A 13,439-nucleotide genomic window follows, 5' to 3' on the forward strand; every position below is an offset into this window, starting at 1 on the left:
TCCTGCGTGCGCGTACTCGTTATCGGCTCCGGTGCCCGTGAACATGCTCTTGCTCTCGCCCTGTCCCGCGACCCCGGCGTGACCGCCGTGCTGGCCGCGCCGGGCAACCCCGGTATCGCGAACGTCGCCGAGCTGTTCCCCGTCGATGCGGCCTCCGCCGACAACGTCGTCGCCCTCGCCACCGCGCAGAAGGCCGACCTCGTCGTCATAGGTCCCGAGGTTCCGCTAGTCCTCGGGGTCGCCGATGCCGTCCGCGCCGCGGGCATCCCCTGCTTCGGACCGTCCGCCGCCGCCGCACGCATCGAGGGATCGAAGGCGTTCGCGAAGGACGTCATGGCCGCCGCCGGTGTGCGCACCGCCCACAGCGAGGTCGTCGACACACCCGCGACCCTCGACGAGGCGCTCGACCGGTTCGGACCGACCTGGGTGGTCAAGGACGACGGTCTCGCTGCCGGTAAGGGCGTCGTCGTCACCACCGATCGCGCCGCCGCCCGCGACCACGCCGCCGAGATCCTCGAGAACGGGCACCCCGTCCTGCTGGAGTCCTTCCTCGACGGCCCCGAAGTCTCGCTGTTCTGCCTCGTCGACGGCGAGACGGTCGTGCCGCTGCTCCCGGCGCAGGACCACAAGCGCGTCGGCGAGGACGACACCGGCCCCAACACCGGTGGCATGGGTGCCTACACGCCGCTGCCGTGGTTGCCCGAGGGTAGCGTCGAGCGGATCGTCTCCGAGGTCGTGGAGCCCGTCGCGGCCGAGATGGTGCGCCGCGGATGCGGTTTCTCCGGACTGCTCTACGCGGGTCTGGCGATGGGCGCCGAGGGCCCGGCCGTGGTCGAGTTCAACTGCCGTTTCGGCGACCCGGAGACCCAGGCCGTGCTCGCTCTGCTCGAGTCCCCGCTGGGCGAGGCCCTGAAGGCGGTCGCCGCCGGCACGCTCGCCGAGCTCCCGCCGCTGCGCTGGAAGGACGGCGCCGCGGTGACCGTGGTGCTCGCCGCCGAGTACTACCCGTCCACCCCGCGCACCGGCGATGTGATCACCGGCGCCGAGGGCGACACGGTGCTGCACGCCGGCACGAAGCGTCGCGAGGACGGCGCGCTGGTCTCCGCAGGTGGGCGCGTGCTCAACGTGATCGGTGTGGGTGCCGATCTCGCGTCCGCGCGCGAGGCCGCTTATGATCGGCTCGCCGACGTCAAGCTGCCGGGCGGGCACTTCCGCCGCGACATCGGTCTGGCGGCCGTCGAGGGCCGGATCTCGGTCTAGCCTTTCACTCTCGTCCTTCACCCTTGCACCTACCGGGTGTATGTTGCACACTCGGTGCATTTCGATGCCGCCAGGGGTGACTGCATGGTTTCTCGAAGACGAACGCCGACGCCGGACCCGACACCGCTACGGCACCACCACGTCGTCGTCCACGGGTTGCCGGACGACGTCCTCGTCGAGCGCGACGTGCCGATCCGCGCGGGCGACGGCACCGTACTGAGAGCCGACGTCTACCGTCCTGCCGACTCCGGTGAGCACGACCGCTGCCCCGTGCTGGTCGCCGTCACCCCCTACGGCAAGGACGCCGGCGTCGACCGGTATCCCGTCGACTTCGACGACCTCGCCGAATCCGGCAACCACATCGGCGATCTCGAGATCAGTGACTGCACCTCCTTCGAAGCACCGGACCCCGCCTACTGGGTTCCTCGCGGCTACGTCCTCGTCGTCGCGGACATGCGCGGTCATCACGCTAGCGGCGGCCGTCCCCGCCTGCTGCTCGGCCGGGCCGCGCTCGACTGCGCGTCCGTCGTGGAATGGGCCGGTGGTCAGGAGTGGAGCAACGGCCGCGTCGGCCTCGCCGGCGCCGACTATCTCGCCACACTGCAGTGGTACACCGCCGCGCTCAACCCGCCCTGTCTCGCGGCCATCGCACCCTGGGAGGGTGTGAGCGATCCCTGCCGCGACATCCTCACCCAGGGCGGCATCCCCGAGACCCGCTACAGCGAGTTCTGGTACAGCGCGATGAACACCGGGGCCCGCTGCGGCGCCGCCTCCCTCCGGCGGTTCACCCCGTGGTTGCGGCGCCGTTTCCCCGACTTCTTCCGTCACCTCGCCCCGCCGCCCCGGCTCGAGGACGTCACCGTGCCCGCGCTCGTCGGCGTCTCGTGGTCCGATCAGGGCCCACGCGCCCGCGGGTCGGTCGAGGGTTACCGCCGCATCGCGTCGGAGCACAAGTGGCTCTACACCCACGGCCGGAAGATGTGGCAGACCTTCTACGGCAACGAGGCCCTCGACTACCAGCGACGATTCTTCGACCGCTTCCTCAAGGACGAGGACAACGGCTTCGAGGACCCCCCGCGCATCCGTCTCGAGCCCCGCCACGACCTGCGCACCTATTCCGAACGCTTCGAATCCGAGTGGCCGGTCCCCGACACCCGTTACGTCGCATTCCACCTCGACCACGCGAACGCCGACCTGAGCACCACCCCGTGCGAGAGCAGCCAGTTCCGCCGCACCTTCCCCGTCGCGGGCGACGAACTCGTCTTCACCCACACCTTCGACGAGGACACCGAGATCACCGGGCACGCGGCGCTGCGTTTGTGGGTGCAGGCGAAGGACGCCAACGACATGGACCTGTTCGTCGGGCTCGCCAAGCGCGACGAGCACGGCCGCGACGTGTGGTTCGAAGGCCACGGCGGCTACGAGAAGGGATTCGTCGCCCACGGGTGGATGCGGGTCTCGCGGCGGGCGCTGGACCCGGAGGCCTCCACCGCCTACCGGCCCGTCCACGACCAGACGAAGTACTGGCCGTTGCTGCCCGACCAGATCGTGCCCGTCGACATCGAGATCATGCCGCACAGCACCTTCTTCGAAGCCGGATCGAGCCTCGTGCTCGTCATCGCCGGCCACGACCTCGACGAGAACCCACGCGTCGGGCACGATCGCACCATCAACAAGGGCTTCCACATCGTGCACGCCGGCGGACAGTTCGACTCGCATCTGCTGTTGCCGGTCGTGCCGCAACCGACGCCCGAACCCGACGCGGAGGCCACGCAGGTGAAGGTCGTCGATCGTCAGGACTATCCGATCGCTTGGGGTGCCCTCACCCGACTTCAGCGCGTCCGGCTCTGACGAACGACGCGGGGCGTACTACCGTCGTCGACGTGCGCCCCGAATCCCAACGCTCCGGTATCGAGACGTTCCATGTCATGGATGTGTGGAAGGCGGCCGCCGAGCGGCAGCGCAGCCACGGCGACGTCCTGAGTCTCGCCGCCGGACAACCGTCGACCCCCGCACCCGCTCCCGTGCTCCGGGCCGCCAACCTGGCGATCGATGCGGAACTGCTGGGTTACACGGAGACCTTCGGCATCCTGCCGCTGCGCGAGGAGATCGCGGCGTACCACCGCCACAAGTACGGCATCGACGTCGACGCGGACGACGTCGTCGTCACCACCGGCTCGTCCGGCGCCTTCCCCCTGGTGTTCCTCGCGGCCTTCGACGTCGGCGACACCGTGGTCGTCGCCCGCCCCGGCTACCCGGCCTACCGCAACACCCTCGCCGCGCTCGGTTGTCGTGTCGTCGAACTCGACTGCGGTCCGCAGACCCGCTACCAGCCCACCGTCGCGATGCTCGAGGAACTCGACGCTCCGCCTGCGGGAATCGTCGTCGCCAGCCCCGCCAACCCGACCGGCACGATGATCGAACCGTCCGAGCTCGCGGCGCTCGCGCGCTGGTGCGACGAGCACGGCAGCCTGCTCATCTCCGACGAGATCTACCACGGCATCGAGTTCGGCACCGTCCGGTCCGAGACCGGTGAGGGCACCGGATCACCGGCGACCTCGACGGCGTGGGCGACCTCGCGCGACTCGGTGGTGATCGGCTCGGTGTCGAAGTACTTCTCGATGACCGGTTGGCGGCTCGGCTGGATGCTCGCGCCCGAGACGATGCGTCCGGCTCTGCAGCGACTCGCGTCGAACATGACGGTGTGCCCGCCGTCGGTCTCGCAGTTCGCGGCGGTCGAGGCGTTCGGGACCGAGGCCCGCACCGAACTCGACGGGCACGTCTCCCGCTACGCGGTGAACCGGGAACTGCTGCTCGAAGGGCTGCCGGATCTCGGCATCACGAAACTCGCACCGGCAGACGGCGCCTTCTACGTCTACGCCGACATCGGCCATCTGCTCGACGGCGAGAACTCGACGGCGTGGTGCGCGCGGCTGCTCCACGACACCGGGCTCGCGCTTGCACCGGGCGTCGACTTCGACACCGTGCGCGGCGGCGAGACCGTGCGGCTATCGTTCGCGGGTTCGACTGCCGACGTCACCGCGGCGCTCGACCGGCTCGCGGCCTGGCTGCCCGTCTCCTGAACGCCGTGCCGGACCGCCGCGGCCGGGTCACCGCCCGTCGGCGATGATCCGCGCGATGTTCCGTTCGGCCAGCGCCGCGATGGTCAGCGACGGGTTCGCGGTGCCGGTGCTGCCCGGGATCAGCGCGCCGTCGACGACGTAGAGACCGGGATGGCCGTGCACGCGGCCGTAACCGTCGGTCGCCTCGCCGAGCACCGCACCACCGAGTGGATGCGCAGTGAAGGTCGCGTTGACGTCCTCGGCCATCGGCGATGCGCCCGGGATCGTGCCACCGGCCTGCGCCATCGCGTTGTGCACGGCCCGCAGGGCGTCGACGCTCTCGCGTTCGCCACCGGTCGGCCAGTTCAAAACCGCCCGATCGGCACCCGGGTCGTACGCGAAGTCGGCACGGGTGGGGTCGAGGGTCATGCCGAGGGAGGCGAGCATCCCGACGTCCTTCGCGGTGCCCGCGACGAACCAATTCTCGAGGCTCAGCGGCAGACCGGACTCGTCGACGATCCGCGACGCCGACGGCGCGCCCTGGTCGCCGCCGAAACCCTCGGTGAGCGCGAACGAGCGGACGAGCACCGCGTCGCCGTTGGTGCCCCAGCCCCGGCCCACGCGCTCGTCGAGGTTCGGCAGCGAACCGGTGTGCCGCGCCTTGACGAGCAGTTCGGTCGTGCCGATCGATCCGGCGCCGAGGACGAGGCGGTCGCACGTGATCGTGGTAGTGCGCAGCACCCCCCCCGTCGGGTCGACGGCCTGCACGTCGAGCCGGTAGCGGCCGTCGCCGTTCTGACCGATCGCAAGCACCCGGTGACCGTGGCACACCAGGGTGCGCCCGGTCGCCTCTGCCGCCGGGATGTAGTTCTGCGTGAGATCGAACTTCGCGCCGTTCGAGTTGCCGAGATTGCTCTCGCCCGCGACGGCCGATCGGCGGACCGAGCCGGCGAGTTCGGCGCGCACGACGTCCCAATCCCAGATGCCGTCGATGCGGTGCGGGCTGTAACCGGCGGCGCGCGCGTCGTCGTCCCATCGCCGCGAGTGCGTGAACTCGGCGGCGTTGTAGATGTCGTCGGGCATCGGGTCGAGGCGCAGCATCGAGCGCACCTTCGGGTACCAGGTGGAGGTCATCTCGTCGTAGGACAGACGGCCGCCGAAGACGTGCTCGAAGAGGTGCCGTTCGGGAGCGATCATCACTCCGGTGAACACGATCGATCCGCCACCCACCGCCGCGCCGCGCCACACCGACATGTTCGGGTAGTCGACCACATCGAGGACACCGGCGAAGTCGTCGCACACCACCGGGATGCCCGTCGGTCCGGTGAAATGGGTGCGGTGGTGGTAGCCGCGACCATCGGCGAGCAGGTCGGTCGTGAAGATCTCGCGGTGCGGGTCGCGGGGCCAGCGCATGCCGCGCTCGAGCATCGTGACCCGGTTCCCGGCCTCGGCCAGGCGCAGCGCGGCGACGCTCGCACCGAAACCGGAGCCCACCACGACGACCTCGGAATGCTCCGGCGGGGCGGGCGGCGGAACGAACAGTTCGGGCACGAGTCGGCGGTACTCGTCGACCCCGACGGGCAGCGCGTCCGCACGCGGGAGGCCGATAACGGACATGCCCGGCGCCGCGGCGCCGGCACCCGCCAGGGCGGCCCCGAGAAGCGATGCCTGCAGAAAGCGTCGACGTCTCATCCGGTACGGCTCCGATCGTTCGATGATCTACTCGCGGGGCTGCGCTCGCCGAGGACTCGACACACGCGGGCGGGCGCAATGGTACCGGTTGGTCTCCACTTCCGTTTTCCCCTGGTGAGACGGTCGGGACTGTCACCATGAGAAGGTGTCGATTGCTGCGACTCCGAAGGGCGAACGGCGCCGTCAGGCGCTGGTCGAGGCAGCGGCCGACCTCATCCTCGAAGGGGGGATCGACGCCGTCCGCCACCGGGCCGTCGCCCCCCGCGCGGGCCTGCCGCTCGCATCGACCACCTATTACTTCGAATCGCTCGACGACCTCGTCGCATGCGCGGTCGACTACAACAGCGAGCGGGAACTCGACGCGATGCGGGAGCGCGTCCGCGACATCGAGCCGCTCCCGCGCAGTCTCGAGGGCACGGCCGATCTCATCGTCGAACTGCTCATCGGACCGCGGGACTGCGACGGCGGCATCGACCGCGAACGCCTGATCTCCCGGTACGAGCGGTGCGTCGCGACAGCCCGCTATCCGGAACTGCGTGACGTGCAGGTCCGCATGCGCGAGCAGATCGACCACCTGCTCACCGACCTGCTCGAACGCTGCTGCCGATCGGTGCGGCCCCGCGAGGTGCGTCGGCTCGTGGCGGTCGTGGACGGCGCGGTCCTCGGCGGACTGGGCGAGCTCGATCCCGACCCGCGCTCGCTCGCGCGCGGCATCCTGCTCGACGTCGTCGAGACCGTCGCGCCCCCGGTCGAGGATTGAGGTCGGGGAATACGGGAGCAGACCCGGACCGTAAACTCACTTGTGTGAGCCACATCCCCAACGTCCTCGCCACCCGCTACGCCAGCCCCGAACTCCGGGACCTGTGGTCGCCCGAGTACAAGATCGTGCTCGAGCGGCAGCTGTGGCTCGCGGTGCTGCGGGCGCAGGCCGAACTCGGGATCGACGTTCCCGCCGAGGCGATCGCCGACTACGAACGCGTGATCGAGCAGGTCGACCTCGAGTCCATCGCCCAGCGCGAGCGCGTCCCCCGCCACGACGTCAAGGCCCGCATCGAGGAGTTCAACGCCCTCGCCGGTCACGAGCACGTCCACAAGGGCATGACCAGCCGCGACCTCACCGAGAACGTCGAGCAACTGCAGATCCTGCGGTCGCTCGAGCACGTCCACTCCCACGGTGTCGCCGTGGCCGCACGCCTCGCCGAGCGCGCCACCGAGTACGCCTCGCTCGTCATGGCCGGTCGCTCGCACAACGTCGCGGCGCAGGCCACCACCCTCGGCAAGCGTTTCGCGTCGGCCGCCGACGAACTGCTCATCGCGCTGCAGCGCGTCCGGGAACTGATGGCCCGTTACCCCCTGCGCGGGATCAAGGGCCCGATGGGCACCGCACAGGACATGCTCGACCTGCTCGGCGGTGATTCCGCCAAGCTCGCGCAGCTCGAGCAGAAGGTCGCGCAGCATCTCGGCTTCGCGAACGTCTTCACGAGCGTCGGCCAGGTCTATCCGCGTTCGCTCGACCACGACGTGCTCTCCGCGCTCGTGCAGGTCGGCGCCGGTCCCGCGTCGTTCGCCCACACCATCAGGCTCATGGCCGGCCACGAACTCGTCACCGAGGGCTTCCAGCCCGGCCAGGTGGGGTCGTCCGCGATGCCGCACAAGATGAACACCCGCTCGTGCGAGCGCGTCGACGGCCTGCAGGTCGTCCTGCGCGGCTATGCCTCCATGGCCGCCGAGCTCGCCGGCGCGCAGTGGAACGAGGGCGACGTCTTCTGCTCCGTCGTCCGCCGTGTGGCCCTTCCCGACGCCTTCTTCGCGATCGACGGCCAGATGGAGACCTTCCTGACGGTCCTCGCCGAGTTCGGTGCCTACCCGGCGGTGATCGAGAAGGAACTCGTGCGGTCCCTGCCGTTCCTCGCGACGACCAAGGTCCTCATGGCCGCGGTCCGGGCCGGGGTGGGTCGCGAGACCGCACACGAGGTCATCAAGGAGCATGCGGTCTCCGTCGCACTCGCGATGCGCGAGGAGGGTCGCGAACCCGATCTGCTCGACCGTCTCGCCGCCGACGACCGGCTGCCGCTCGACCGCGCCGCGCTCGACGCGGCACTGGCCGACCGGGAGGTCTTCGCCGGAGCTGCGGTCGCGCAGGTCGAAGCGGTCGTCGCGGCGGTGCAGGACCTCGTGACGCAGTATCCGGAAGCAGCGAAGTACACGCCGGCGCCGATTCTGTAGGAAGCCGATTCGACAGGAATCACGGGAACCGACTGCCGGGGGGAGTGTCCGATGGGGGTGGCGGTATCAGCAGGAGAGAACGAAGTGTCGGTGAAACCGGGAAATACGGGTCGGTTGCGTGACGCAGCGCGAACACGCACCGCGCTGCTCGATGCAGCGCGCGAGGTGTTCCTGCGCGACGGATACGCGGCGGCGGCCACGGAGGAGATCGTCTCGGTGGCGGGGGGGACGCGCGGGGCGCTCTACCACCACTTCGCCGACAAGCGGGATCTGTTCCGCGGTGTCATCGAACGACTCCAGTCGGAAGCGGAGAGCTCCCTGGTCCCGGCCGAACCGGTCGAGGACGCCTGGGAGGGCTTCACCCAGGCCGTGCTCGCCTCGCTCGACGCGGTCTACGACCCCGCGACCCGCCGGCTGCTGCTCATCGAAGCCCCCGCGGTCCTCGGCTGGGCCGAGGTCCGCGAGACCCACCGGCACTCCTCGCTGAAGGCCATCGAGCGCATGCTCGTCACCCTCGATCCCGAGACCTACGAGGCGTCGCCCACGCGGACGTCGGTGCTCGCGCACCTGCTCGTCGCGGCCGTCGAGGAAGCGATGCTGTGTCTCGCGCACAGCGACGACCCGGTGCGCGCCCGTCCTACGGTGCAGGGCGAACTGCTACGCCTGCTCGAAACCGCCCGCGGACCCGCACGTGCGGAGGAGTCCACGCCACAGTGACGGACTGCATCTTCTGCGCCATCGTGGCCGGGCAGTCGCCGGCCAGCGTCGTGCTCGACGAACCCGACGTGCTCGCGTTCATGGACATCCGCCCGTTCACTCCCGGGCATCTGCTCGTGATTCCGAAGCGGCACGCCTCCGGACTGGCACAACTCGATCCCGACGACGGAGCGAAGGTGTTCGCCGCCGGGCAACGGATCGCCACGGCGATGCGCGCGTCCGGACTCCCGATCGAGGGCGTGAACATGTTCCTCGCCGACGGCGTCGCCGCCGGCCAGGAGGTCTTCCACGTGCACCTGCACCTCGTGCCGCGCAGCGCCGGGGACGGCTTCGGGATCCGAGCCGATTGGCGGACACCGAACCGGACCGTGCTCGACGGCACGGCCGCCACCATCCGCACCGCCGTGCAGACACACCGGTCGTGATGCAGTGACAGGTGCATACGTTCAGCCGATCGCGCCGGTCGGCGGGTCGCTCGCGTGGTCGGCACTGGTGGCGGTACTCCCGCTGCTGACCATGCTCGTCCTGCTCGCCGTCTTCCGACTGCGGTCGCATTCGGCCGCGGGAATCGCGGTGGTCGTGGCCCTGATCGTGGGCACCGCCGTCTACGGCATGCCGGTCGGGTCCGCGCTCAGTGCCGGTGTCGAAGGTGCGGTCTTCGGTCTCTTCCCGATCATGTGGACGGTGGTCAACGCCGTCTGGGTGTACCGGCTCACCGTCGAATCCGGGCACTTCGACGTCCTCACCCGCGCCTTCGGGCGAATATCCCCGGATCCGCGGATCCTCACCATCGTCATCGCCTTCCTGTTCGGCGCGCTGCTCGAGGCGGTCGCCGGTTTCGGCACCCCCATCGTCGTCGCGACCGTCGTGCTCATCGGTGCCGGTCTGCCGCCGGTGCGTGCGGCCGCGGCGTCGCTGCTCGCCAACTCGGTCGTCACCCCGCTCGGCGTCATGGGCACACCGATCCTGACGATGTCGCGCGTCTCGGAGATCCCGATCGACGAGATCGGACCGGTCGTCGCGCGTCAGGTCTGCCTGCTCGCGGTGTTCGTCCCGCTCGTGCTGGTCGCGGTGGTCGGCGGATGGCGCGGAGTTCGCGAGACGTGGCCGGTCGCGCTCGTCGTCGGACTTGCCTTCGGCGCCGCCCAGTTCGTGTGCGCGAGCTATCTCACCGTGGGGCTGAGCAACATCGCCGGTGCCGTGGCCGGTCTGCTCGTGCTGCTGGTCGCGGTGAAGGTGCACCCCATGCATCGGGAGGCCCGCCGGGCCGCATCCGACCGGATCCACGACTCGCGTCGACGCGTCGTCGAGGCGTTCGCCCCCTACGCCCTGATCGTGGTCGTCTTCCTCGTCAGCCGGTTCGGTCCGGTGGCGTCGCTGTTGTCGAACGCGAGCCTGTCGTTCCCCTGGCCGGGTGTGGACGTGACTACGGCCGACGGGGACGTTCCCACCGCGGAGACCTTCACCATCGATCTGCTCACTGCCCCGGGCAGCCTCGTCTTCGTCGCCGCGCTGCTGTCGATACCGGTGCTGAAGGTCGCGGTGGCCGACGCGGTGCGATGCTTCGTCGCGGCGGTCGTGCAGTTGCGGTGGTCGTTCGCGACGGTGACGGCGGTCCTCGCCCTCGCGTACGTGATGAACCTGTCCGGGCAGACCGCCACGATCGGCGGTTTCCTCGCCGGTGCGGGCGTGGCGTTCGCGCTGTTGTCGCCGGTGCTCGGCTGGCTCGGCGTCGTGGTCACCGGCTCGAACACCGCCTCCAACGCGATGTTCGGCAGCCTGCAAGTCGCCGCGGCCCAGCAGTCGGGACTCGACCCGACCGTGCTGGTCGCCGGGAACATGGCCGGCGGCACCACCGGCACCCCGATCGCACTGCAGAACCTCGCGCTGGTGGCGTCGGTGAAGGGACTGTCCGGCAAGGACGGGCTGCTCATGCGCCGGATCTGGCCGCTGAGCATCGCCGGTCTCGCGGTGCTCGCCGTCCTCGTGTGGCTGCAGTCCACCTCGGTGCTGGGCTGGATGGTGCCTTGACGCTGCAGTTGTGCAGTGACGAACGTCGGCGTGCCGCGAACGCCTATTTCGTGCGGGGTGCACTAGCGTTGTCGGAGTGGTTCGTGCACAACCGATACTGACCCCGCTCACCGAAGCGGCGATCTTCCTCGTCGTCACCGTCGACGAGGGCGCAGAGGACACCGTTCGGGATCTGCTCGAAGATCTCTCGGGCCTGCGCCGCTCGGTCGGTTTCCGCATCCCGGAGGGCGGCCTGTCGGTCGTCACCGGCATCGGCTCGGATATGTGGGACCGGCTGTTCGACGGCCCCCCGCCCGCCGGACTGCATCCGTTCGTCCCGCTCGACGGCGGTCGGCACCAGGCCCCCTCGACCCCCGGCGACCTGTTGTTCCACCTCCGCGCGTCGACGATGGACCTGTGCTTCGAACTCGCCGCGAAGATCAACGATAGGCTGCGCGGTGCGGCTCGGGTCGTCGACGAGACGCACGGCTTCCGCTATTTCGAACGCCGCGACCTGCTCGGCTTCGTCGACGGAACCGAGAACCCCGAGGACGACGAGGCCGTCGAGGCGGCCCTGGTCTCCGGCGAGGATCCGGACTTCGCCGGCGGTAGCTACGTCGTCGTCCAGAAATACCTGCACGACCTCGCGTCGTGGAACTCGTTGACCGTCGAGGAGCAGGAGCGGGCGATCGGCCGGACCAAGCTCGACGACATCGAGCTCGACGACGAGACCAAACCCGCGAATTCGCATGTCGCACTGAACGTGATCGTCGACGAGAACGGGGTCGAGCAGCAGATCGTGCGCGCGAACATGCCGTTCGGCAGCTTCGGCGCCGACGAGTTCGGCACCTACTTCATCGGTTACTCGGCCACCCCGGAGGTGACCGAGCAGATGCTGCGCAACATGTTCCTGGGCAGCCCGCCCGGCAACACCGACCGCATCCTGGACTTCTCCACCGCGGTGACGGGATCGCTGTTCTTCTGCCCCTCGCTGGAGTTCCTCGAAGATCTTCCGCCGTCACCGGCGGAAATTCCCTCCCACGAAGATCCGAGTGCCTCGACCGCCGGCCGGCCTGCCGACGGATCACTCGGAGTTGGCGCTCTGCGAAGGAGTTCGACCCTGTGAACAATCTGTATCGCGACCTCGCCCCGATTTCCGAGGCAGCATGGACCGAGATCGAGGAGGAGGCCGCACGCACCTTCAAGCGACACGTCGCCGGGCGCACCGTCGTCGACTTCTCCGGACCGCACGGCACCGACTTCGCGGCGGTGGGTCTCGGCCGCACCCGCGAGATCGAACCCCCGGCCGCCGGAGTGCGGGCGCGTCAGCACCGCGTCGCGCCGGTCGTCGAACTGCGGGTGCCGTTCACGCTGTCGCGCGAGGAGATCGACAGCGTCGAGCGCGGTTCCCGCGACATCGACCTCGACCCCGTCAAGGAAGCGGCCCGCCAGATCGCCTTCGCCGAGGACCGCGCGATCTTCGAAGGCTACGCGGCCGCGGGTATCGAGGGCATCCGGGCGTCGTCGTCGAACCCGTCCCTGCAGCTGCCCGAGGATCCCCGCGACTTCCCGGAGATCATCAGCCAGGCGCTGTCGCAGCTGCGACTGGCGGGGGTGGGGGGCCCGTACTCGATCCTGCTCGGCGCCGACGAGTACACCAAGGTCAGCGAGACGTCCGATCACGGCTACCCGATCCGCGAACAACTGCGCCGCCTCATCGACGGCGACCTCATCTGGGCCCCGGCGATCGACGGCGCGTTCGTGCTGACCACGCGCGGCGGCGACTACGACCTGCAGGTCGGCCAGGATCTGTCGATCGGCTACCTCTCGCACGACGCAGAGACGGTGAACCTGTACTTCCAGGAGTCGTTCACCTTCCTCGTCTACACCGGCGAGGCCTCGGTTCCGCTGGTGCCGACGACGCTCGAACTCCCGCACTGAGCCGGTCCCGGGGCGTCCGCGCGTGCGGCGCCCCGGGTCACCGACCGTCCGGCCGGATCACGACGGCGCCGGCGCGGGTTTACCTACGATCATCCTGCTGTGCTGGGCGGCCTTCGGCCTCGTCCTGGCGTTCGTGGCCTCCCGTCGAAAGCCGGTGTCGGAACCGGCGCGAACGGAATGACCTGAGACTTCTCATAGTAATTCGCTAGAATCATGTACATGACGACTCTTCCTGTTGCCGACGCGCGGGCGCAATTGTCACGACTGGTCGATGAGGCCGAGCGCACACACGAGCGATTCGAGATCACCCGCAACGGGCACCGCGCCGCGGTGCTTCTCGGTGCCGACGATTACGACGCGATGCAGGAGACGATCGCGGTGTTGTCGGATACGGATCTGCTGCGGGCGCACGTCGAGGGCCGAACGGAGGTCGAGTCGGGAGACGTCGTCGATGTACAGGAATTGACGCAGCTGATGCGTGATGCTCGGTCGTCCGAGGAATGAGCACTCCGGACCACCCGTATCGGCTGG

At 69.5% G+C, this 13,439-nt stretch carries 12 protein-coding genes; 11 read left to right on the forward strand and 1 reads right to left on the reverse strand.

Going from position 1 to position 13,439, the window contains the following annotated elements:
• The first annotated feature begins 6 nt into the window (after positions 1-6).
• The 3 genes from purD to IM25_RS09405 all read left to right on the forward strand — a co-directional run bounded on the left by purD (position 7) and on the right by IM25_RS09405 (position 4,343).
• Positions 7-1,260: a phosphoribosylamine--glycine ligase gene (gene purD, locus IM25_RS09395; protein WP_006551868.1), complete on the forward strand. Its 1,254-nt coding sequence runs from the start codon at positions 7-9 to the stop codon at positions 1,258-1,260.
• 84 nt (positions 1,261-1,344) lie between these two features.
• Entirely contained in the window at positions 1,345-3,111 is a 1,767-nt protein-coding gene (locus tag IM25_RS09400) for a CocE/NonD family hydrolase (RefSeq protein WP_232333434.1), read from the forward strand.
• A gap of 32 nt (positions 3,112-3,143) precedes the next feature.
• Positions 3,144-4,343, forward strand: a complete 1,200-nt coding sequence (locus IM25_RS09405; protein ID WP_065995984.1) for a pyridoxal phosphate-dependent aminotransferase — start codon at positions 3,144-3,146, stop codon at positions 4,341-4,343.
• A gap of 27 nt (positions 4,344-4,370) precedes the next feature.
• Here IM25_RS09405 and IM25_RS09410 read toward each other — a convergent pair whose 3' ends face one another.
• Positions 4,371-6,014 carry a GMC oxidoreductase gene (locus tag IM25_RS09410; RefSeq protein WP_065995985.1) on the reverse strand — a complete coding sequence of 548 codons (1,644 nt, stop codon included), beginning with the start codon at positions 6,012-6,014 and terminating at the stop codon, positions 4,371-4,373.
• Positions 6,015-6,159: 145 nt separating this feature from the next.
• Between IM25_RS09410 and IM25_RS09415 the strand changes: the two genes are divergently transcribed.
• From IM25_RS09415 to IM25_RS09450, 8 genes are all read left to right on the forward strand, one after another.
• Positions 6,160-6,774 (forward strand): TetR/AcrR family transcriptional regulator, encoded by a 615-nt coding sequence (locus IM25_RS09415; protein ID WP_065995986.1) that lies wholly within the window; start codon positions 6,160-6,162, stop codon positions 6,772-6,774.
• Positions 6,775-6,818: 44 nt separating this feature from the next.
• A complete protein-coding gene (purB, locus tag IM25_RS09420) occupies positions 6,819-8,240 on the forward strand; it encodes an adenylosuccinate lyase (protein ID WP_065995987.1) in 1,422 nt (473 codons plus the stop codon).
• Positions 8,241-8,354: 114 nt separating this feature from the next.
• Positions 8,355-8,957, forward strand: coding sequence for a TetR/AcrR family transcriptional regulator (locus tag IM25_RS09425; protein ID WP_065995988.1), 603 nt, complete (start codon positions 8,355-8,357; stop codon positions 8,955-8,957).
• Positions 8,954-9,382 carry an HIT family protein gene (locus IM25_RS09430; RefSeq protein ID WP_024102975.1) on the forward strand — a complete coding sequence of 143 codons (429 nt, stop codon included), beginning with the start codon at positions 8,954-8,956 and terminating at the stop codon, positions 9,380-9,382. The genes IM25_RS09425 and IM25_RS09430 overlap by 4 nt, the downstream gene beginning before the upstream one ends.
• Before the next feature lie 4 nt (positions 9,383-9,386).
• Entirely contained in the window at positions 9,387-10,988 is a 1,602-nt protein-coding gene (locus IM25_RS09435; RefSeq protein ID WP_033096850.1) for an L-lactate permease, read from the forward strand.
• A 76-nt stretch (positions 10,989-11,064) separates the two neighbouring features.
• Complete coding sequence (locus IM25_RS09440) at positions 11,065-12,093, forward strand: Dyp-type peroxidase (protein ID WP_065995989.1); 1,029 nt, start codon at positions 11,065-11,067, stop codon at positions 12,091-12,093.
• On the forward strand, positions 12,090-12,908 hold the full coding sequence (locus IM25_RS09445; RefSeq protein WP_006551857.1) for a family 1 encapsulin nanocompartment shell protein: 819 nt from the start codon (positions 12,090-12,092) through the stop codon (positions 12,906-12,908). The genes IM25_RS09440 and IM25_RS09445 overlap by 4 nt, the downstream gene beginning before the upstream one ends.
• Before the next feature lie 213 nt (positions 12,909-13,121).
• Positions 13,122-13,412: a type II toxin-antitoxin system Phd/YefM family antitoxin gene (locus IM25_RS09450; RefSeq protein ID WP_006551856.1), complete on the forward strand. Its 291-nt coding sequence runs from the start codon at positions 13,122-13,124 to the stop codon at positions 13,410-13,412.
• Positions 13,413-13,439 lie beyond the last annotated feature (27 nt).

Origin of the sequence: Rhodococcus sp. p52 (genome assembly GCF_000763325.2) — a bacterium.
Classification (GTDB): domain Bacteria; phylum Actinomycetota; class Actinomycetes; order Mycobacteriales; family Mycobacteriaceae; genus Rhodococcus; species Rhodococcus pyridinivorans.